This is a genomic window from Pseudomonas sp. LY-1, assembly GCF_053502595.1.
Window position 1 is genome coordinate 6051579 of record NZ_CP094353.1, and the last position, 21652, is coordinate 6073230.

Sequence of the window (21652 nt, forward strand, 5' to 3'; positions counted from 1 at the left end):
GTCAAAATCTATAAAACGCACTAAAATCAGACACTTAGTGCGACACAAACAGAGACAAAGTAATTGACAATCATCAGAAAAACCGCACCGCTGCCCAACTATCCTTTCAGAGCGCTGTCGCCCGAGGTAGTTGCCCTGATGGAGCAAGCTGCGAAGGATTTTCCAAGCATCCCGTCAGCGATTCCGCTCAAGCTATTCGAATGCTATTGCGATCTGATGGGGGCAAAGGTCTCGTATCTCACGCTGTCTAGCCCGTCGTACTTTGAGCTGGCTAGGGGCTTCCTGGGAGCGATGAGGAGTACCTCCTTTATCGACAACGATCCGACTTCACGTCAATCGTTTGTTCGCTTGTTCACTGGTATCCATAACGTTATCCGGGCGCAGGTTCCGGCTATGGAAGAGCTGCGGGCTGATCCGGCAAGCATGCGGGATAACGTAGCCCTGTGGGACGAATGCCGCTCGAAGCTGAATGAAGAAAGCCTCCGGTATTGGAATGGATGGGGAGTCACATCTCCGAAGGGTCGAGAATACTTTCTCAGCCTGCCCTGCCTGTGGTTGAGCCACGGCAGAGACTTCACTGAGGACTTCTACAATCATTGGGTGCTTTTTTTTAAGAAGCAGGCCCGCCCTGCGTACACAGAGGTGAATAAAATGGCGAAATTCCTTGCGGAGCATCGCGAGGATTGGCCCGCTGTAACCTTCCAGCACCCTCAAATGATCAAGGCGTTCTTCCTAGCTTTCATGAAGGATTTTTTCCTCAAGGCTCATGAAGAAAAAAAGAACATTAATGGCCAGATCAAAAACTGGAGGCGGTTTATCGCCAACTGTGAGGAAATTTTCGTCGAAACCGGCGTTTGGGCCTTGCCGTACCAAGGTGGACTTCCTAAGCCCCTGGAGAGGCCAGATTTAGGCTTGGGCACGAGGAAAAAAACTCGTGAGGACGGTGTGGTTGTGCATGAAAAGCTGATCACGCCTGTGCCACTTCACGTTACAGATGAAGAGGCGATTGAGATCATCTTCCATAACATCGAGACAGATGTGTCGGTGATTAAACTGTGGGCGACAGAGCAATGTCGACAGCTTCTCTCAAAGGTTAGGGAGCGCAAGGCAATGGCCAAAATGGGCCGGCCTATCGTCAGGGGTGGTACCTTGAAATCGATTGAGCAGCTCGGTATTGAAAACATCTGCGCGACCTTTGAAGCTGATGGTTTTCGAGCAGAGAGAAACTATCTGAACTCTCATTTTGGCAACGGCAATCTAGTGAGGGTTTCTGGCTTACTCGGCTTGCCTACTGCTGACAAGCTCTATCCATATCAATGCCTGCTGGTAACCGAGCACCCGGAAATTACTCACGGCTTTCTTGATAAGCTCATTCTCCTTGATGACAACGGGGATTCGATTGGCTACATCAAGGATGACAGCGGGGCTAAGCTCATTGGTTTTAAGGATCGTCGGGGCAAGGAACTAAGCGAGCAGGTTATCCAGTTGACCGCTCAATCCCAGCAGTGGATCGAAGAAATTCTCGAGATTACCGAGCCGTTGAGAGAATCGCTCCGTCTTGCGGGAAATCCTGTGTACAAGGAACTGTTTATCACTTGTGGATACGGTTTTTCGACTCCGAGCAGCGTCACTCAACCGGCGTGGAATCGCTCCAAATTCAATTCGATGCCCAAATCGCTCGAAGTGCTTGTCAACCAGTTCGCCCCCTATCAACACATGTTGCAATGTGACCTTCGCCAGTTTCTGGAACGGGTAACGCTTACTTCGATTCGTTCATCCTGTGGCGTGATGGTCTACCTGCGAACAAAAAGCGTTACTGAAATGGCCAAAGCCCTAGGTCACGTCCGTTACGATGCGGTACTGCTTCGGCGGTATCTCCCTGAGGCAATCCTGTCTTTCTTCCAAACACGCTGGATCCGAATTTTCCAGCGCAGCTTTATCTGCGAGGCGATGAAAGACAGCCCTTATTTGCTTGAGGCAACAGATTTTTCGAGCATGGACGAACTTCACGGTTTCCTGAAAAACCACGCGCTGAAGGATATCCCGAGTCACCTAAGAAACCCGGAAAACAAGCCTAGCGCTGAGCAAATCGAGTCTCGCAGTAGTCAGGTTTACATTTCTATTGATGTAGGAATTATGACCGCCCTGCTTTCCTTGGAAGCCGCCGTCGCTAGCTCTGAAAAAGCCCATGAGGTATGTGGCAAAGCTAAGTATTGGGCAGATGTATCTAAAGCCGTCAGCGACGAAATCTTACGAGGCAACGATGCCCTGCTTAAAGAACACCTCAACGTAGCCAGAGCTCATTGCAACCCGTCTCGCATGGAGAACATTATTTATGTCGCTGCCGCCTGAATTAGATTTTCTTGAGCCGTACTTCGTTGACTCCTATCAATCTTTGAGGTCTACAGACTGGCTGCTTAGCGACTTCGACGAAAACGTATGGATGTACAGCTTTGGCTTCAAGAATCCGAAAAGGATCGAATGGGATGTGGAACTCAGCGACGGCAGTCGCTTGATCGACAAAAAAAATAAAGAGCTTCTGGATGGCTTGAAATATTATCTGACAGGCTCAACCCAGGCTAATTCAGCTTCCAATTCGAGCGGCGTGCGATCAAGTGAGCTTGCACGCGCACTGCATATCGTCGACTTCTTGCTGCTTAATTGCGAGCAATTCAAACTTGCCCAACATGGCCTGGCCGGTCTTGGCAGAGACAATTTGAAGTTGATCCTGTCAGAAATCGGTTCTAGCAGTGACACAGCAGAATCTATTTATGCCTGGTCAAAGCGGATGTCCCTTTACTGCTTGAAGCTCGTTCTTGAAACCAGCCAGGTTGAGATTGATCTTGCGCTTAAAGACTGGCCTGATCTCGCGATCATTACTCCACAGCAAATAGACGAGAACGCGCTGGAAGTCCCACTGAATTTGATACCAAAAATCAGAGCAGCTCTGTATCTGAAGGGGTTGTATCGAATATCTCGTGACAAGGGATACAACCCCAATTCTGTAACGGTATCAAACGAAGTCTACCGAAACACGCTCAAAGGTAGGTTCGATGACAAACCCATTATCGGAATCCTGTCCGTACAAAGCGGGGATGATTTTGTACGAGAGTTGCTTCCAATTCCTGTGGCGACAGGTAGTCGGGAAAAGATGGGAGATTCGAATTTCAGCGAGTACAGAAGGACTCTCTATAGCCTAGGAAATCTGCACGACCTTGGTTTACCCGCCCCGTCAACGGAGGACTTAATCAGCGCCAAAAACTTCACGATTGAAACGGAGGCCGCAGGAAGATTCAGGACGCTTCCGTCTCAAGTCGTGTTTGGCGCAGTGCGAAATTCTATTGAGTTTTACTTAAAACATGGTTCAGATATCGTAGATGGCTATTGTCGAGCGGCGCTGTATTGTAAAAAGCAGCAGATATCCCTGAACGATTTAACCGACAAACAGCTCCAGAAGGTGGTTGGCCATCGCCTAACTTCAATAGGAGTGGAAAGCCTTGGGTTGTCACGGCGTAGCGCAGGAACACAATACGCTAGCACCACTAAGGGCATGAGATCCGAATACTTTACCAAACTTCGCTCTAATCATGGGCTGATTGAAATGGTAAAAGTGCTTATTGGATGCACTCAAGTCGTTGTTGGTGCACTAATGGGAAGGCGTATTGGCGAACTATTGGATCTGCACGTCACAGACTGTTTGGATGTGACGGAAAAATGGCTGGTGTTTGTGAATCGCAAAAGCACCTATCTGCTTTTCGGCACACGTCAGATTGAAGCACGGCCAATTGAACCAATTGCCGTGAAGATGATTAAAAGTCTTATCAGGATGCAGAAAATCCTTAAACGCATTGGGTTCTTAAAAGAACTTAAGGGCCTATTTTCCAGCCCATCCGGAAAGGGTAATGCTGATTTTTCCCAGGTTGCTGTTTACGGTTTTAACCAAAACCTCGACTTCTTTTGTGATTACTTTGAAACTGATACGAACGAAGAGGGCCAACGGTACTACATCCGTCAGCATCAGCTTCGCCGCTTCTTCGCAATGCTGTTCTTCTACTCCAGCAGCTTTGGCGGACTTGAGACTTTGCAATGGATGCTTGGGCATACCGATGTGCAACACGTCTGGCACTACATCACCGAGTCTATGGATGGTGCCACCCTCCGAGGGGCTAAAGCACAATTTGTGGCCGAAGCACTCCACAGCGGCGATGTAGCCAGCTTTGAAAGCCTGGCTGCCCTGTTGAAAACCCGCTATGGCACAGAAGATTTCACCATTGTCGACACCGAGGAGCTCGAAGATTACCTTTCGGATCTCATGGAAGAAGGCTCCGTGGAGATTGAACCGGAATTCATCAAGGACGATGAAGGCCAAAGCTTCAGGGTAGTTGCTCGGGTCATGAAGGTAGCAGCATGAAGAAGACTGATGCTCGTGTGGAACGCAACACATTGGCGCTTTTCACCCTCGTTGAGTGCCTGCAACAAATCCATAGGGCTCCCGACAGCTACAGAGGCAACAAAGAACTGCTGGCGGCCCTGAAAAGTCAGGGTTCAACTGCAGCCCTGAGCATCAGTTTCACGGTAGGCGAAGAGACGAAGGCAACTACCCCTGTCAGCCTGAACACTCTGAAGACTTATGCTGAAAGCAACCTGCCTACGGGTTTCGACGGGCTGAACAAACTTCGTGTCGCGGCCCTTGAAGCTCTGGAGGCTGCAGAACGGCGCGAGGAGCGCTCCAATAAGCGAACCAAGGTGGGTCTGTCGCTGCGAGTTGCGGAGCTGGAGCAGAAACTGGCCTTGCACCAAAAAACAAACCTGACACTGCTTCATGCTCTGGGCAATGCTCGCGATCACATCAAAAGTGTCAGGGATGCGCCGAACGCTGGCGTCAGGTCACTACGGGCTCAGGAGGCCATCAAAGCGCTTACAGCGATGGCATCGCTGAACGCCCCACCTTACGACAAGATTCCTACGCCCAATGGCCCTTCTGTTGTAAACCTTGATGAATACAGAAGATGACGAAGAAAAGCCAAAACCAGCTGTTCTCGGTCTTGGAAGAGACGACGCTGTTTTCCCACATGGCGCTGGGAACGATTGAGACAAGGACATTCAACAGTGTCCCATTTGTAACCTGGCCGCACGGTGCGCCCTGTGTGCCGGTGAATCAGTACATTCTGTCGATGATGGAGCGGCCTGGTCGCAACGGCAACCGCAACCTATCTACACGGGGATCTAAAGGCGGAACCTTCGGCGAGTACGCCTCCAAGATAAGCCACCTAGTTCGTTATTGCTATCATGCCAACATCGACTTCATTCACCTGACTGACTCCAGTTTTACAGAGTTTATCGATTCCCTTAGAGACGAAAAGTCTCGAATTTACCCAACCGCGAATAAACGGACTGAGCCTACAATTCTAGGTATAGGTCGAGTTTGCCTAGCCTTTCTGGAGTTTGTTGGTAGGCTTCACGAGAATCCAAGTTTTGTCGCTGTCGGCGGGACAATCAGAATAACCATGCACGCCTTTACGATTAAATATCGGAATGGCCGCACGTTGAAAAAAGAGTTTGTACATCATCACTCGCTAAGCCTAGGCGGACGGGTTCGGTCGATATTCCCGATTTCAGACGAAAACATAAAGCGCCTGCTGGACGCGGTGGACAGGGATTCTAAATCACGATTTATTGATTCCAGAAGAAAGATCATGCTTCTCCTGTTGGAGCACACCGGTGCACGCAGGGGGGAAATCTCGAGAATATTGGTTAAAGACATCCTTAATGCACTGGAGATGGATGAGCCAATGCTTAGGCTAGAGACTTGGAAGCAAGGGGTGTCTAGCCAGCGGTTCATTCCTGTTCACAAAATGGTTCTCAGCGATATCAAAAAACACATCGACTTCATGCGCAGAAAGATCGTCAAGGGGAAAGTAGACGATGGCTTTCTGTTCATATCACAAACTTTTGCAAAGGGGATATCTCCGGACACAATCACCTCGGAAATTTCCCTTCTGAAAAAGGCTGCTGGTATTAAAGAAAAAATATCTCCGCATATGTTCCGGCATGCCTTCATTACGAATAAATTTGTCCAGCTGATTAAACAGCATGAGCTAGAAAATCCTGATCAATTCAGGCAGTCCTTGCTGAGCAGCCAAACCTTCATTACCGAAGTGATGATGTGGACGGGACACAAGTCTGCAGAGGCTGTTGAGCGCTACATCCACCTGGCGTTCAATAAGGTCGCAAATTACGCTGCGACAGTATCGTCAGTGCACTTAGCCTCAGCCATGCAGCTATTCGACCGTAAGCAGCGCGAATTACTCAATCGACTCAAGGCCGGTCTCGCCGTTGAAGAATATGAGGCCGAGGTGTTAGAGCTTCAGCGTCTTAGGGATGAGGACTTTGAGATTGCTGGCAGGCGGGTGAGCTCCAACTGAATCTCTCCCTGGTTGTCTCACTTGCGGGGCTTGCCCCTTCGGGGACGGCTGTCGTAAACCAAACCCTGGCTGCGCCAGGTTTTGGCCCTACGGGCTTCCATCCTCAAGCCTTTGGCCCAGAGGGCCGACGCGCTCCGCTTGCACTAGAAAGATAATGCATGTAACTACTCGAACGGTCATGCATATACCGGGGCTACCTTGGGATCCGCTAGCGCTCCTTAAGAATCACCCTGCGCCGTCCGTCCCAGAATAGACCTGCTCGATCACCGCAGTGGTTGAGCCGATAGCCAGGAAAGCCGCTCGCCAGACGTCCCAGATCATACTGACTTTGTAAGCTGTAGCAGCGCTACTGCAATCGTCTTGCCTCCCGGCTGTCATCCCGCCATCATTGCCAACCCTCATGGAGCGATACGATGACTACAGACGATCTCGAAAGTATCTTAATCACAGCGACCCAAGAACACTGGACGACGACGGGCGGCCCTCTACTTCTCAGCAATCTTCCTGCGGATCTCCGCAATCGAGGCGTTAGCGATTACAAAACGATTCTGAGAGATAAAACCTTGAAAGGTTTTGCCCTGGAGCTCGAGCAAAAAGGACTTCTCAAGGTTGCTACCCATCCGACACACCTTGCAAAGGTTGCTCTGGTACCTAAAGACGAAACCTACGCTTACCCTCTCGACCCGGATAGCACGAAAACGAAACCGCTTTCACAGCCCCGGTCAGGCAAGACCGCTGCCGTAAGGCTGTTGGACATCCTCGGTAATTTAGACGTAGGTGATCTGGAGATGGTGACGATTCCAGCGACGGTGCTGGTTAAACTCCACAAGTTGCCATGAAGATCTTGGTTGCACTTGTCACGGAGAACGATTTCCTGAGGAAGGAGTTCGTCAAGCTGCGAAGCACTATTCGCTTGCCAGCCAACCTCAGTCGCCTACCGATGACGCTCGAATTGGATGCTCCGGATCTCAGTCGCTCACCTACGCTAGAGCCTTACTTTCACACCAAGGCAACGAGCTGCGGGGCTATGGTTGTTCTAGCGGATCGACGTTGCGAAAGCAGGCTCAATTTCACTGAAACCGCTCTATTTATCCATTGGCTGGACGTCCCTCGCCGAGTTGAGTTGCCGTCTAGATTCCTCAATCATCATTCTTCACGTCTCCTTACTAGCTTCGCCACATTCAGGCAGGAGGTGATGCGTGGGGAGAACCTCACAATGTGCATCCTTCCGGCCAAGAATTTTGATGCTGACGAGTGGCGTCAGTTAATCACGATGGTATTGACCCAAGCACAAGAGGATCTTTTCGTAGTCGATGCGACTGCTTTGTTGGTGTTGATGCGCAGGAACCGGCGCAAGCAGCGTCGTAAAGACCCAACCGGTAGATATTTTTATATCGACGATGATGATAAACACTTCATCTATGGGCCTGAACATCACTCTAAATTTGCAACAGGTGAGCCTCACACTAAGACGTGCGAGCTCAACGGGACATTTAGGTTTGGTGCAAAAGTCGATGATATCCATCGCCACTTCAACGTCAACCGAGGGCCTGGCAAAAATCCTTCTGTCAAAGGCAGTTTCTATGACTGCCACTGCGCGCCAAGGGTAGTGATCAAGACGAGTCATCTGAACATGTTTATGAACGACTACTTCTGACGAAAACGCAAAATGAGTACGAAATCGTAAGGCCTACAATCGCGGGACAATCTAAGCGAGTGCTGACGTTGATAGAGCTGCGGGATATTGGGGGATTTTGGAATTTTCGCCCACTGGGGGCTCAGGGCGCTGTAAACATAGAGGTGCAGCAACCTAGCCCACCCGCACGCCCGCATAGGAGTCGGGGCGACCGATGCGAAGACATCAAAAAGGTTTATTTCAGACAAAAAAAGGGGAATCAACATGTTGATCCCCTATCTGCAAGCCTATCGCGTGCTCCACCCGCTGCGTCAATGGCAAGAATTACAGCTCTAAAACCTTTGGTTTCTGGTGCTTTCCCGGCCATTGGCAACGCACTCACCTGTGAAGGTAGCCCGGTCGGTGTCCAAAATATTGGATTCAGCAACCCGGACGGCGTGGTGCGTAGTGCTATGAGTCGATATTAACACTTGCGATAACTGGATATCAACTATCCACCGGCGCCTCAGACCAGCTTGGACGCCCGATGGCCTATCTTGCTACTAATGGTCATCAAGGTCGCCCCGTACCTGTGCCCAGATAGCCTCTTGATCGAGCGTGCCCTGAAACGTGTGTAGCTCAGCTACTCCAATCGGATTTCTGACCCATCTGGCTTCAATCAGATACGTCTCTTTTCCGAGCTGACGCTTTCGTCTATCTGCTCACCAACCAGGCTGAACGGCGAGCAAGCCTGAAGCTTCGATGAGTCAAAGAGCTCTTTGAGAAAACCTTCGAATTCGTAACCACGTTTCTGCGGAGGCAGACCACGCAGATCGTATAACCGCTGCTTCAGGGCCTCGAGGATTGTGCCCTGTCAACCACCGCTACCGCAGCAAAAGGACTTCGTACCACCTCGGCGTGCTGCCCTGGCGGTCTTATTGACTCAAGCAGGGAGAGAAGGTGGCCTTCTGCGTTCACAACGTCTTCCTCACCCGACTATAGCCGCTCAGGCCTCTCTCACCCGCCATATTGGGTTTTCAGAATTTGCGAAAACCATGCAAACCCCTCCCGATGACACAGCTAAACGCTGGTGAAAATAGCGCCTGCAATTGGTCGTGACAGCACGATCAATAGATCACACTGCGAGCGAGGCCGCGATGACGAAGCAAAAAAATGGCAAACAACCCTGGTCGGGAAAAAACTGCCGTTATACCGACTGTTGCCCTCGAAAAAGGAGGTGGGCAACTGATGACTAAAAAAGATCTGAAAAAAACGCTGCTGAACCTGGCCGTAGGGATTTTGAGTGGTTACATCGTCACGCGGCTCCCACAGCCGAGCAACCTGCCGAGAGCCGAGCCTCAGTTGCACCCGCAGCTGATGTACGTTCAGCACCAGGCGCCGGCAAATGCCCGCGACCAAATCTCGGTGACAATGCGGTGGTAGACAGTGATAGAAATTCCGACTGGTTACGGACAGAGCACAAGTTCAGGCGGATCCATGTTTGTGAGGTATCCACTTTAGCTTCGCTACTCGCGCACCGAAAACGAACCGACCCATTGAGAGTGTCTTGGCGCCAAGTTCCAGTGATCTGAATCCTTCGGCTTCAGATTGCTGGATTTGATCTCGCCTGTTTGAAAATGGCGCTTGCGGAGTGCTTCAGCTTGGGCATAAGCAGCATCTAGGTCTTTCTCTGCCACCAGAATGGAGCACACGATGAAGAAGCCCGAGCTTCCTCCCTTTGACGTATCAAGGTCGGAATTCCCGGACTCATCCACGAAGGCATATGTTCTGTCCATGAGCTTGCTCCATCAACAACGTACTGAGCGCGGTGGGTCGCCCAATGGCAAGGTGGCGAACTTAGTTCGTCGCAGTGGTACTGCCTGGAGCGGGGCCTTCGCTGAACGTGTAGTTGATGACCACATCATTTCGGATCAAGACGTCGAGAGTTTTCTGAGTGCCCGTAGTCGTCACCTTCATGGTGACCACGTAGCTTTGAGCATGGGCTGAGCCGTTGGTGTAGGTGTATATCCACTTCTCGTCAGTCTCGCTGACTGCACTCTTGGCGTAGGGCTCACCGAATAGCGACTTCAATTCAGCAGTGGTGGTTTTACCCTTGGTGATGCTCGCCACACTGGCCGACGGAAAGTCTCGGCCTGCGGTGTAGTGCGAAGTAGCGCAACCGCCAAGTGCGGCACACATCCCCATGACTGCGATGAGCTTTTTCATATCCTTCCTTGATCGTAGAAAGCCCCAAATCTAGCTGGCATCAAGGCTAAAAGCCATCAACAATGCTCATCAGATTCTTCAGCGCTTTCACGACAAACTCAGAACACTCTCGGAGCGCCCTACTTGATCGCAATTGCCTTCTATTTCTGAGGCCCAGATAAATTTCTTCTAGAACAGCTTACTCAACGGTACAAATACTGAGCCAGTTTCAGCTGCGGCCCTCACTTTACGGTCGATAACGTCTGCAATAGGTATCTGCTTTTCCAGGGCGTCGTGAATATCCTTTCCCGAAATACACACTAGGCTTTTGCCACGCCCGAAAGCTTCCAGTCCAACTTCCGTGAAGCCGTAATAGCTGATGAAAACTCCTCGCGTCCAAGCGGCCTTTTCGCTGATCTTACCCTGAAGGATATGGAGCTCTCCTGCGCCAACAGGATTGGCTACCCACTTGGCCTCAACGAGATAGATATCCCCGCGACACAGAAAGCTTCCATCTATCTGCTCACCCGTATTCCGGAATGGGGCACGAGGCTGGAGATTGGAGGATTCGAACAACTGCTGCAGGAACGTTTCAAAAGCGTAGCCACGGGCTTGAGGCCCGAGCTTATGAATATCCAATAAAGCCTGCTTCAGATGAGCCGCCTGATCGATGCTGACCTGGCGCACCGCAGCGAAGGGATCGCCTATAGCGTCATCAATTGGCGAGCCAGCCTCCAAGCCTCGGATCAAGGTTAAGAAACGCCCCTCAGCATTCACCACGGGCTCATCTTTGTGCTGGTTGGACAGAGTGACCTGCCGATACTGCCAGAGTGACTTCAGCGCTCGTACACAGGTCGTCGTATCCGCAAGTGTTAAAAAACAGCGGAGGCGCCTCGCCTTGGAAGTACCGTCCGCAGCAAAAAGCGGGTCATCAATGTCAATCTCCAGCTCTCCAAGGAAGAACTGGGACAAGGTACGATTTGAGAAATCCAGCACGTAGCCCTGCTCCATCTCGAAAAGAAGGTCGAGGAGCTTCATATCCAGCGGTTTTATCTTCGGCATGCGACGTCTTCCTCTCGATTGGTACGCCCGGGGGCTTGCTTCAATATCAGCGGATTACCTGGCGGGCCATCTTCATTATTGGTCGCATTACTCGCTCAGCTTAATGTACCCAAACGGGGTCATTAAGCCTAAAAATGATGGTTAGTGTGCTGTATTGGGAACATTAACTTTGCATGTCATAACACCTACCCCTAGCGCTCGACTCCAGGATTGCAGTCCGAAATTCTAACCGATCCGATTCCAGTGCTCGATGGTCGACCGGCAAACGAGCGCAGCGCACCTGCTGATTAAGGTGCATTAGCCCAATGCCAGATTAGCGCTCTATCTAATCACTCTTTTCCTTGTCTGCATTTAACCACCAATGTCCGACGCAACGCGTTGGAGGGTCGTGGGGAATCAGCTACAGTTTAGCGACTGCCGGAGGGGTGAAGTATGGACTGTCGAATATGCGGCTCGTTGGTTCGGATGCCTGAGACCAATTTTCCTGTTGTGATTGTCGATTTTGTTGAGCGTGGCATTTACGTAGTCAGCGCCGACGTGGTGAAACAGAATGAATTCCAAGGAGGCACATGGACGTTGAATCTTTGACCAAGCAGATAACACTTGTTGGTGCGGTGATTGCGGCTTGTACTGGCGTCTGTAGCCTCTGGCTGCAAATGCGTGGAAAGCGCGACCATTACTCTGTCGGCACAGGAACCGTGCGCCCGGAGATCATCAGAGAAACAATGATTCATGTTGTAAGTCACAGTGATCATCCGATCTATCTCGCGGATTACGGATTTATCGATCCAAACTTCCAGTTTTCCTTAATTCCTTTGGAGCAGGAGCTGCACGATTTTCAAGACAGTCATGTGTACACCCGTGGCGGCAGCAGTCTTGAGAAGCGCAGCGACTTCTTCGAAATCGGTTACATTCGGCGCGACACTCCCATCGGTGCGTTCGCAAGAACCGTTACTCAAACTAGGCCCAGCATCGGATTTGCGTACGATACACCGACATGGAAGAAGCTGTGGGTTCGTGCCCTGCTTTTGGTGAAAGGGCGAGGGTATTTGCGATGACATCCTTCTCAGAGACCTCCGGAATCCGCTGTGCTTTATTCATCAGGCCAGCGGATCCTCAGACTGCGCAGTCAGCCCGTTCGAATGTAATTCCTTACAAAGATAGCAAGCCGAGCCAGGGCAAAGCCCCCTGAACTGCTCCGTTTGAGAAATCAGAGGTGGCGCTGAGCCTCGTTGATTTACTGCATAGCCCTGCTGCTCAAAAAAGCCTGACGCAGTTGTTGTCAGCAAATGAAATCGAGCGATTCCCTGCTCGGCGGCTTTCGCTTCAATGACCCGAAGCACCGTGACACCGACCCCTAGCGATCACCCCATCCTGATCAATCGCCCCATAGTCGTGAAGCCCTTGGGCACACGCTTGTGTCGCCCGTCAGAGGCAGCTCTAGACCTTCTACCGCAAGAGCAGCGCGGCAGCTCCGTCAAAGAAGATGGACAAGTCGTCATTGATGAGAATGGCCGCAGGGTTTAAACCAATGTGAAGCAGATGGGCCTGGAGGGATGCTGGTGAATCAAAACTCGAAATTTGATGCAGTGGTCATTGGCTGTGGCCAATCCGCGCTCACCGTTTGCATGAGGCCTAATTGCCGGCTGGCCAATGGCAGCTTTACCTTCCTTCGTAACGGACTGAATGTCCGATGTCCGAATCAGCCTACCATCTGCAAATCGTTGGTACGGCCCAGGGCAAATGTGGCTGAACACAACGCCAACGGCACTGCACGCATGAATATGGACATTCACCAGATAGGCTGTGACTAGCCGGTCGCAGTCTTGACTCACTGCTTTAGCGATGCGAAGGAGGTCGAAGTCCGAGTAGCGCTTTTCGTGTAAATCGACTGCGACGGTATTGATGTAGTCCATGGTTACACGGCCTCCGACGCTGAGGCTACGCCGGTGCTCGCAGCACTGTGCCGATATAACTCCCTGACCCCAACCAAGGCATCAACATCCAGATCGCGCTGATGAGTATTGACGTACACCTCACCACTCTCGACCTGCAGAACACAGATTGGCACTTCTGCCTGGTTGAACCCCATGGAAAGTGATTTCAGCTTTTCCATCTTCCAGCCTGACCCTTTGTTCATCCATGCCGGGGTAACGACCTGGACATCTTGAATGACCATGCTCTCGTCTTGGGAGACCAGCAGCTCCACCAAGCGAGGCTCATCGTTCAGCATCTCTTCATAAGCTACAAATCGCCCCTCATGCCGGCGCTTGAGGCTCACGTGATACCAATGGGTAACCAAGGATCGCGACATGGCGTGAAAGTGAGCGAGACCATCCCCGAACATACCCACCGGGCCGGCCTGGTCTTGCATGCTAATCCTGAACATCGTGTATCTCGTGTTGAGCAGGCCCGCGAAGTGCGCCTGCGATTAACATAAGCCAAATATTGTCTTCAGCGAGGCAGTCATCTCGCGCCCTTTTCCCACGAGCACGTACACCGTGTTTCGCGTCTCGAACAGGCAAACACCGTCGAACGATTTACACAGGGTCGAGCGCACCCAGCCCCCTGGCGGAAACCGGCCATGACCGTCATGGATGACGCAGTGGGCATACATGAACATCGGCTCCAGACCAGTAGCTCGTACTTTCGCGAGCGACTCTGGGGATTCGTCGACGTGGAAGATGACCCAGTCCTCGACGGTGCAAAAAGGCTTACGACCGAAGCGCCCCGCGACCAATACTTCCACTTCTGCATGAGACAGCGACGTGCCAGCAGAGGAGATTTCCCCCTCCCGCAGCAGCTCGTGCTCAGAAGAATTAGTCATAAATTGATGATCCTATTGGCGACAAAGGAAATAGGGCTCTGCGCACGCACAGATCGCAAAGGTTGCGCATCTTTCGTCCCATCGCAATGACTATATACATTTGTGTGGAACTCATCAAACGGGGCATACCGTCTCCTTTTGTGGAGAGGTGCGCTGGATGTCTTTGCGGAAGGCATATGCGGCAACGCTACAGTGGCTGAGGGTTCGACATGGGTTGTCGCAAGCAGACCTCCAGCAACAGACTGATCAAGCACACATAAGCCGCTTGGAAGCATCGACGACATCGGCTACCGTCGATCTCAGTGCCGATTTAGCTAAAGCGCTAGGCCTAATGCCACTCTCCTTTCTCACACTGGTGGCCGCAGCCGATGAAGGCAAGACCGCGCGCTCAGTTCTGAATGACACAATGAAAGAACTCATGCAGCTCGGTGTTCTTGATGAGCAGCTACCTGCCGAACCCCAAAAGCTCACTACGCCCCAGAGGATCGCTGCCGCAGAAAGACTCAAAGCGGTGCGCGATCTCAAGGCGGCAGGCCTTTCTCAAGCGGAGGTTTGCCGGCAATTAGAACTGCCCAAGAGCACAGTTAACCGGCTGTGGTACGTTGGCGGTTGAGACTCAATTAGGCACCAAACCCTGCCCAGCATGGATCAGAGCCATTTTTCGATGTCAGTATCCAGCAAAAAGGACAATGTGACCTCAGCCTTGGATCACGCTTTCTCGCACAGTAGTCCACGCTAGAAAACCACTTACAGGTTGCCGGTAGTCCACCCAGACTCGTAAAGTTCTGAACCATGGACTGGCCAACGTGAGAAGACGACATGGATGAGGAATCGCCACCGATGCTCGACCCGGAGCTTGAGGCCATCCAGTGGCCGGCAGACTTCTCCGGCCAGCAGCTGTTTATCCAGGGTGTAGATTGGCAGTACAACGCGATGCTGAACTGGTCTCACTTTCGTGTCGACCTCTATGCTTTTGCATACAAAGATGCCGCTGACGGACTTGTGGAGGCGATGGCGAATCGTCAGGTGCCATTGGATAGCGGCATTTACCCTTTGCTTTTTCTATACCGCCACTCCTTGGAGCTGCAGTTCAAGCTGATGCTAAAGAGTGCTCGCGCTCTGACAGGCAAAGAGCCCAAGAACTACGACAAGCATCCGTTGATGCCTCTGTGGTCGGAGTTGCGTCATCTGCTCAAGGGCATGGGTCTAGAGCGCTCTGACGCCAATGCTACTGCTGTTCACGAGTTCATTCGCCAGTTGGACAACGTTGACCCAGACTCGATGGCGTTTCGGTATGCGACGACCAATAGTGGTAAAGACCATCTCCCAGACGTTACGCACATCAACATCCGGCACTTGCGCGAGGTGCTCAACAGCGTCTTCGTTTGGCTAAACGGCACATACAGCTGGATTGGGGAGATGGAGCAGGGAAAGCCTGGCGACTGATCACGCTAGGTGTGATGCCAGGCAGTTACCCTTCATGCTGATCATGCTTGCCGGGCAAGATCTTAGGCCAGAGATCACCGCCTATGGCTCCGACCTAATCTGTTTTAAATCGTTTGAAAAGTTTTTCGGGCGCCAGATACAACCTCCCGCGTGTCCGTGAGAAGGCAACATAGAGTTTGTTTTTTGTCTGTGGAGGGAGATCGGCAAGCGAGGATTTTTCGTAGACCTTCCAGTGAGTAGTACCCAGCACAACGCATACATCGTTGTAGTGATCCAGACCTTTACTGGCACCCCAGTTGTTAGACAGACACCCGTATTTATAATGTTCCTGGTAGAACAGCTTCACCACGTTGCCATCGGCGTGCACGGCGTTAGCATCGACTTGATTGGCCAGAGGAATGATTTCGGTTTCATACGTGTGCTGTGACTGCATATCAATCTGCAGATGTGCACGTATGAAATCACATACGGTGACGCCACACCTCCAGCTTCGACTCAGTGTCTCCTTGTCGACAGTCACACCCGCCTTTTGAAAAAGCTTTTCGTATTTCCCAATGTCAGCGTGTAGCGAGCTGTTCACGTTTCCATCACGACTGGTGTCGAACGTATGCTGATAGAAGTCACCTACAAATAGCATTTCAACCTTGGCTTTCGCTAATGCCATTAGCAGGTTGAAATCATGACCTGCTAGGTCTTGAACTTCGTCGACATAAAACTCATCGTAAAAGCGCTCCATTCGCGCCATCACGTCAGGAATTGCATTAACGGTCTCTAGGAGCTTTGCGAGGCGATTGTGGTAAACGCTGCCGCTTGTAGTAGCGTAATACGCCATATTGTCCCGTTTGAGCTTTAGCGTACGGGCGTGCGGAGCTCGAAAGCTGATTCCCCGCGTCTGCATATGCACTTGCAGTAGAGGGCGATAGCAGAAGCTATAAAGGAACGTGAAATAACTCAGCAGGTTGATGTTTTTCGGCACATGGCCAAACCGTTTGATGATGCTATCGCGCAAATGGCGATAGTTGTTCTCCGTGTAGGTGATTATCAGTGCGCGCTTTTCTAGGCTCAGACGCTTCACTAGCAAGGTGGTCTTCCCTGAACCTGCCACAGCGAACATCACTCGTTTATCCATTGGATTGCCTCCGCGATGTAGGCAGGAACGGTGAGCTCGCCTGGCTTTCCCTTGAGCAGCTCAAACGCGGCTTCTGCCTTGTTTGCCAGCATGTATTCCAAGGGGGAGAGGGTTTTTCGTCCTGGGCCGAAGACGGTCTTGCAGGTTTCCTCGTTGTCGTTGTGCAACCCTATTTCGAAGGTTGAACGGGCATTGTCTTTGTCGGCAAAGACTTTGGCATTATCCGAAGCGAAGTCGACGTAGTTTTCTACGCAGTTTTTCTGATAATCCTTGTCATTGTCTCGTATGGCTGCGACTCGAATTCCGAGCAGGTTAGCGAGTTCCATGTACCTTTTGAAGCTGGTGCCCCCAATAGAGATTATGTGGACGTCATCGACATGCGGTAGACGCCCATTTGTACATTGCTTATAGAACTCTTCCACCAGGATGAATTCAGCATCACCTTCAACCAATATCACCTTCTTCGAGAGCGCGAACTCCAGGACGTTGTTATCCGGGGCCTTCATGAAGAATTCTGCGGTGTCAGGTGATAGGGCTTTAAGTGAGCCAGCGGCTGCATTCGGGCCGATCAAAAGGGCATGCCGAAGATCAAGCCTTGAGCAGATATGGCTGCTGTGGGTTGCAATGAAAAGCTGGGTGCTCTCGTTCTCCGCTAGCTTGGCGACAAGTGCTTTCATGGAGGAATGGCTGAGGTGGTTCTCAGGCTCCTCCAAGAGCATTACATCCAAGCCGCCTTGCTTGTGCTTGCTCAGCGCAAATTCAGTCTTGATGAAGCACTGCCTTCCTTTGCCGTGGTTCTCAAGCGGAATATTGTCTTCCGTGATGATTAGGTCAGTTTCCAGGTTCGACCGGACGCTACTCCGTACGTCAAACTGATACGCGGGTAGGTCAGCGTTGAGGGCTGCGAGATGTTGTCCTGTAAAAGCCTGCTTGCCTTGGCGATACAGGTTTTCAAGCTTATAGCGATCTTCAACGGGGGCGTTGAAAGCGTACACAGCTCGGGTGTATTCACGAGATGCGTGGTCGCCATCAATACGTGAACCGTCTAGCATCATGTGTTTGATGGGTCGGTTGAAAGCTGCATAGGGCCTGCAGGCGAACGTTTCAAACCGCACCGCGTAATATTCGAACGGGAAGTTCGGTTGATCATCAGCCAAGATGGCTTGCACCGCTTCGCCATACTCGGCCATCACCGCAAGGATCATGCGCACGCCGTCAGTCTGGCGCTGGTGGGAGTTGTTGGTTCCATACAGGCCTTCGTCGTCACCTTCCTCTAGGAAAACGTCGACTATCAGCTCAGGTAGTTTTTCTAGGGTCTTCTCCCCTGCGAGGAAGGTGTTCACCGAATCCTTGTTGAGCAGTGTTTCTGCACCCAGAGCTTCAATGCGGTTGCGACTCCCGCCGAGCGCGAGGTCTAGCGCGAGCAAAATGCTGCTTTTTCCTGCCTCATTGTTGCCAATCAGCACATTCTTCCCAGACTCAAAATCGAGCGTGAGCGTTTTGAATTTTTTGAAATTCTGAATTACCACTTTCCGTATGGTGTGCATGTTTAGCCCTGAGCTGGAAAATCAAAAATGAAGTTGAACCACATGGTTGTTGAGTCAGGTGGTTACGGATTCATAGCCAATACATATCCATCTGCAACGAAACCTCGTCAAGAGATCGGCTCGTTTACCGGCTAAAGCGCCTACGAGAGTGTAATCCCCCGCAAGACGCCATCAGATAATCGCTCAAACGCCGTACCGTTTGTTACCGCCAGAGGTAATGCAGTATCGACCACCCCTAGGGGCACTCGAGTGGTCTTGCCCGCACCAGGAGGAGCTTCAAGTATCACTTCGTGGCGGTTGGCCAGGGCCTCTCGTAGGTCTGGCAATACGAGGTCAATAGGTAGTGAAATCATCGAGGCTCCCAAATCAGGGAGGCAGTATACGACGGGGGATCAAGCGTGGAGATTAAGCGGTCAGACTGAGATGGCGTTGCTTGAGAGTTTTTGACAAGAAAGTGATGGTTTCTGTGCATTCAGCAAAACGTGGAATTCGTCGAAGATCAGCAGGCCCACGCCGTCCAGCGCCGGGTCGTCCTGCAGGCGGCGGGTGAGGATGCCTTCGGTGACCACTTCGATGCGCGTGTTGGGCCCCACTTTACTGTCGAGGCGGATGCGATAGCCGACGGTTTCACCGACCTTTTCCCCCAGCTCGCTGGCCAGGCGCTCGGCGGCGGCGCGCGCGGCCAGGCGTCGGGGTTCGAGCATCAGGATGGTCTGCCCGGCCAGCCAAGGCTCATTCAACAAGGCCAAGGGTACGCGGGTGGTTTTACCGGCGCCGGGCGGTGCTTCCAGCACGGCTTCATGGCGATTCGCCAAGGCGTCACGCAGGGCGGGTAAAACATCATCGATCGGCAACGAATTCATACTGGCTCCAAAGCAGAGCGGCGAGTATAACGGCGAACTGTCGGATACCGGTGGTGGTCTCCCGTAGGCGCGAGCCTGCTCGCGAAAAATCACAGAGCACCACGCACATTCAGGCAGCACGCGGTATCGTTAACGTCTTTCGCGAGTAAGCTCGCTCCTACAGTGACTGACAGGAGATTTTCCATGCGTATCGCTTCCCGTGTCATCGGCGGTGTCCTCGCCGTCACTCTGCTGAGCCAACTGACGGCCTGCGGTTCGATTTTCTATCCCGACCGCCGCGGCCAGATCGACGGCAAGATCGACCCGACGATTGCCGTGCTCGATGCCGTGGGCCTGCTGTTCTACGTGATCCCTGGCCTGATCGCCTTCGGCGTCGACTTCGCCACCGGCGCGATCTACTTCGAACCGGGCAAGACCGCACAAGTCGCCCCGGAGAAACTGCAGCAAGCCATCGGTGCCGACGGCAAGGTCGACACCGCCAAGCTGCAGACCATCATCCAGCAGGAAACCGGTCGCACGCTGCCGCTGGACGACCCGCGCATGATCCAGTTCAAGGGCAGCGTGCAACAACTGGCGGCCCTCGGCTTACAACCGTCCGCCTAAGGATCTGACCCGCTTATGACCAGCAGTCCCGAACACGCCCGGCTCTTGCGCCTGGCCACGCGCGCCTCGGTGGGCGTCGCCTCTGTGCTGATTGTGACCAAGGCCATCGCCTGGTGGCTCAGCGGCTCGGTGAGCATGCTCGCCGGGTTGACCGATTCGCTACTCGATGGTGTCACCTCGCTGCTCAATCTGCTGGCGGTGCATTACGCCCTGCGCCCGGCCGATGACGATCACCGTTACGGGCATGGCAAGGCCGAGTCGCTGGCCGGGATGGCGCAGGCGCTGTTTATCGCCGGCAGTGCGGTGCTGATTGCGTTGCAGGCATTCGAACGGATCAAGCATCCCGAACCGGTGGGCGCGCCGTGGTTGAGCATTGGCGTGATTATCTTGTCCCTGGCGCTGACCGTGGCCCTGCTGGTCCTGCAACACCATGTGGTGCGGGAAACCGGCTCAAGCGCCGTGCGCGCCGACTCGCTGCACTACCGCTCGGACCTGCTGCTCAATGGCAGTATCTTGATTGCGCTGATCCTGGCCGGTTTCGGCTTCCATCAGATCGACGCCTGGTTTGGCCTGGGCATCGCGGCCTACATTCTGTGGAGCGCGATCCAGATCGCCCGGGAAAGCTTTGCCGTGCTGATGGACGAAGAACTGCCGCCGGACGTCAGCCAGCACATGCTGGAATTGGCCCGTGGCGTACCCGGCGTGCTGGGCGCACACGACTTGCGCACGCGGATTTCCGGCAACCACTGGTTTGTGCAACTGCACCTGGAATTGCCGGGGGAATTGACGTTGTCTGTCGCCCACGGCATCAGCGACCAGGCCGCCGATGCCATTCACAAAGCCTACCCGCGGGCCGAAGTGCTGGTACACGCCGACCCGTTGGATGTGGTGAGTGGCGCCCAGGCCTAGTACTGCACCTGATAGCCGCGACTGCTCAGGCAGTTGCCCTGGGCCTGGCGATAGGCTTGCACCACTGCCGGGGCCGGAGCGTAGGTGACCGCTTGCGGGTCAAAGCCACTTTGCTGCACGGCCCAGCGATAACAGTCGTAACCATCCTGCTGCACCTGCGCCGGTGACTGGCCGTTGGCGGGATAGGCCACCACGTCATAACCGTTACCCTGGGGCGCTGGCTGCGGTGCCGGTACGGCGGTCGGCGGTTCCACCACCACGTACTGCTGGGTACTGTTTTCGTAGGTGTAATAGGCACCCGCCGCGAGGAAAAACAGCGCACCGCCCACCCACACTTCGCGCGCGTAGTCCGGCAAGTAATGCACGCGGATGCCATATGGCGGCGCCACCACTACATAGCGCGGGCCTTGCGGGCGATACCAGTAGCCGCCGGAGAAGAAATAATCCTGGCCACGGTAAGGCACGCGGTAATTACGCTCGGGAAAACGATCCACCATATACCCCGGGCGATACTGCGGGCCGGGGCCCCAGCCGTTGCCGTGCCCATCGGGGCGACCTGGCCAGCGATTATCACCGGGACGCCCATTGTGGTAGCCGCCGTCGTTGCCTGGACGTGAACCGGGGCCGCCGGCCTCCCAATGTTGATTGCCGTCGTTGCGGCGCGGGATATCGCGGTAGTAACCCTCACGCGGTTCCTGGGTCTGGCGCACCGTATCAGGCCGCCCCTGGATCGGCAGGCTGTTCGACGGTTGTGGCTGCGGTGCCGGGCGACCCGGCTCATTGCCCTGGGGCCGGCCTTGCCCCTGACCGCCGCCGTTCGGGCCGCCGCGATCAAAATGTGGGTTCTGCGGGCGCGGTTGATTATTCTCGGGCCGCCCGCCACCTTCAGGGCCGCGTTCATGCTGCCCGCCGCCCTGCGGCCGCTCGGGTGAATTATCGCGCTCGTCCGCTGTTACCTGCGCGCTGACGCTGACCACCAACAAACCAACACCTGCCATTCGCCAGATGCGCTTCATGCTCT

The 21652-nt window shown here is 53.1% G+C and carries 20 protein-coding genes and 4 pseudogenes; 13 read left to right on the top strand and 11 right to left on the bottom strand.

Going from position 1 to position 21652, the window contains the following annotated elements:
* Positions 1-63 precede the first annotated feature (63 nt).
* From MOQ67_RS27770 to MOQ67_RS27800, 7 genes are all read left to right on the top strand, one after another.
* Positions 64-2352: a hypothetical protein gene (locus MOQ67_RS27770; RefSeq protein WP_448675723.1), complete on the top strand. Its 2289-nt coding sequence runs from the start codon at positions 64-66 to the stop codon at positions 2350-2352.
* Entirely contained in the window at positions 2336-4411 is a 2076-nt protein-coding gene (locus tag MOQ67_RS27775) for an integrase (protein ID WP_448675724.1), read from the top strand. The genes MOQ67_RS27770 and MOQ67_RS27775 overlap by 17 nt, the downstream gene beginning before the upstream one ends.
* Positions 4408-5013 (top strand): hypothetical protein, encoded by a 606-nt coding sequence (locus MOQ67_RS27780; protein WP_448675725.1) that lies wholly within the window; start codon positions 4408-4410, stop codon positions 5011-5013. The genes MOQ67_RS27775 and MOQ67_RS27780 overlap by 4 nt, the downstream gene beginning before the upstream one ends.
* Positions 5010-6425, top strand: coding sequence for a tyrosine-type recombinase/integrase (locus MOQ67_RS27785; RefSeq protein WP_448675726.1), 1416 nt, complete (start codon positions 5010-5012; stop codon positions 6423-6425). The genes MOQ67_RS27780 and MOQ67_RS27785 overlap by 4 nt, the downstream gene beginning before the upstream one ends.
* 413 nt (positions 6426-6838) lie before the next feature.
* Positions 6839-7264 carry a hypothetical protein gene (locus tag MOQ67_RS27790; protein ID WP_046482213.1) on the top strand — a complete coding sequence of 142 codons (426 nt, stop codon included), beginning with the start codon at positions 6839-6841 and terminating at the stop codon, positions 7262-7264.
* Positions 7261-8082, top strand: coding sequence for a hypothetical protein (locus MOQ67_RS27795; RefSeq protein WP_046482215.1), 822 nt, complete (start codon positions 7261-7263; stop codon positions 8080-8082). Before MOQ67_RS27790 ends, MOQ67_RS27795 begins: the two co-directional genes overlap by 4 nt.
* A 1206-nt stretch (positions 8083-9288) precedes the next feature.
* Positions 9289-9483, top strand: a complete 195-nt coding sequence (locus MOQ67_RS27800; protein WP_448675727.1) for a hypothetical protein — start codon at positions 9289-9291, stop codon at positions 9481-9483.
* 83 nt (positions 9484-9566) lie between these two features.
* On the opposite strand, the gene MOQ67_RS27805 is transcribed toward MOQ67_RS27800, so the two are convergent.
* From MOQ67_RS27805 to MOQ67_RS27815, 3 genes are all read right to left on the bottom strand, one after another.
* Positions 9567-9836, bottom strand: a complete 270-nt coding sequence (locus MOQ67_RS27805) for a DUF3800 domain-containing protein (RefSeq protein WP_046482219.1) — start codon at positions 9834-9836, stop codon at positions 9567-9569.
* A 61-nt stretch (positions 9837-9897) separates the two neighbouring features.
* The gene (locus tag MOQ67_RS27810; RefSeq protein WP_277784099.1) at positions 9898-10266 is read right to left on the bottom strand and encodes a hypothetical protein; all 369 of its coding nucleotides are present in this window, start codon (positions 10264-10266) and stop codon (positions 9898-9900) included.
* 168 nt (positions 10267-10434) lie between these two features.
* Positions 10435-11307, bottom strand: coding sequence for a restriction endonuclease (locus tag MOQ67_RS27815; protein WP_277784098.1), 873 nt, complete (start codon positions 11305-11307; stop codon positions 10435-10437).
* A gap of 569 nt (positions 11308-11876) precedes the next feature.
* On the opposite strand from MOQ67_RS27815, the gene MOQ67_RS27820 reads away from it, so the two are divergent.
* The gene (locus MOQ67_RS27820; protein WP_448675728.1) at positions 11877-12365 is read left to right on the top strand and encodes a hypothetical protein; all 489 of its coding nucleotides are present in this window, start codon (positions 11877-11879) and stop codon (positions 12363-12365) included.
* A gap of 307 nt (positions 12366-12672) precedes the next feature.
* Positions 12673-12834 (top strand): annotated as a pseudogene (locus MOQ67_RS27825) (arsenate reductase); the annotation flags it as partial.
* A gap of 137 nt (positions 12835-12971) precedes the next feature.
* Here MOQ67_RS27825 and MOQ67_RS27830 read toward each other — a convergent pair.
* The 3 genes and pseudogenes from MOQ67_RS27830 to MOQ67_RS27840 form a co-directional block, all read right to left on the bottom strand.
* Positions 12972-13223 (bottom strand): annotated as a pseudogene (locus tag MOQ67_RS27830) (hypothetical protein); the annotation flags it as partial.
* A 2-nt stretch (positions 13224-13225) separates the two neighbouring features.
* A complete protein-coding gene (locus MOQ67_RS27835) occupies positions 13226-13696 on the bottom strand; it encodes a hypothetical protein (protein ID WP_169864251.1) in 471 nt (156 codons plus the stop codon).
* Between the two features lie 42 nt (positions 13697-13738).
* Positions 13739-14134, bottom strand: a complete 396-nt coding sequence (locus MOQ67_RS27840) for a DUF6957 family protein (protein ID WP_017337050.1) — start codon at positions 14132-14134, stop codon at positions 13739-13741.
* A 157-nt stretch (positions 14135-14291) separates the two neighbouring features.
* On the opposite strand from MOQ67_RS27840, the gene MOQ67_RS27845 reads away from it, so the two are divergent.
* Entirely contained in the window at positions 14292-14747 is a 456-nt protein-coding gene (locus MOQ67_RS27845) for a helix-turn-helix domain-containing protein (protein WP_017337049.1), read from the top strand.
* Positions 14748-14953: 206 nt separating this feature from the next.
* The gene (locus tag MOQ67_RS27850) at positions 14954-15580 is read left to right on the top strand and encodes a hypothetical protein (RefSeq protein ID WP_448675729.1); all 627 of its coding nucleotides are present in this window, start codon (positions 14954-14956) and stop codon (positions 15578-15580) included.
* A 94-nt stretch (positions 15581-15674) separates the two neighbouring features.
* On the opposite strand, the gene MOQ67_RS27855 is transcribed toward MOQ67_RS27850, so the two are convergent.
* The 4 genes and pseudogenes from MOQ67_RS27855 to MOQ67_RS27870 form a co-directional block, all read right to left on the bottom strand.
* Positions 15675-16709 (bottom strand): AAA family ATPase, encoded by a 1035-nt coding sequence (locus tag MOQ67_RS27855; RefSeq protein ID WP_031318513.1) that lies wholly within the window; start codon positions 16707-16709, stop codon positions 15675-15677.
* Positions 16694-18256: an ATP-dependent nuclease gene (locus MOQ67_RS27860; protein ID WP_017337046.1), complete on the bottom strand. Its 1563-nt coding sequence runs from the start codon at positions 18254-18256 to the stop codon at positions 16694-16696. Before MOQ67_RS27860 ends, MOQ67_RS27855 begins: the two co-directional genes overlap by 16 nt.
* 224 nt (positions 18257-18480) lie before the next feature.
* Positions 18481-18609 (bottom strand): annotated as a pseudogene (locus MOQ67_RS27865) (DEAD/DEAH box helicase); the annotation flags it as partial.
* Between the two features lie 129 nt (positions 18610-18738).
* A pseudogene (locus MOQ67_RS27870) lies at positions 18739-19119 on the bottom strand (DEAD/DEAH box helicase); the annotation flags it as partial.
* Between the two features lie 183 nt (positions 19120-19302).
* Here MOQ67_RS27870 and MOQ67_RS27875 point away from each other — a divergent pair.
* Complete coding sequence (locus MOQ67_RS27875) at positions 19303-19722, top strand: hypothetical protein (RefSeq protein ID WP_017848313.1); 420 nt, start codon at positions 19303-19305, stop codon at positions 19720-19722.
* Between the two features lie 15 nt (positions 19723-19737).
* Positions 19738-20631 (top strand): cation diffusion facilitator family transporter, encoded by an 894-nt coding sequence (locus tag MOQ67_RS27880; protein WP_017848314.1) that lies wholly within the window; start codon positions 19738-19740, stop codon positions 20629-20631.
* Here the strand turns inward: MOQ67_RS27880 and MOQ67_RS27885 are convergent.
* The gene (locus MOQ67_RS27885) at positions 20628-21647 is read right to left on the bottom strand and encodes a DUF6515 family protein (RefSeq protein ID WP_126588949.1); all 1020 of its coding nucleotides are present in this window, start codon (positions 21645-21647) and stop codon (positions 20628-20630) included. The two genes, MOQ67_RS27880 and MOQ67_RS27885, sit on opposite strands and share 4 nt — an antisense overlap.
* Positions 21648-21652: the final 5 nt, after the last annotated feature.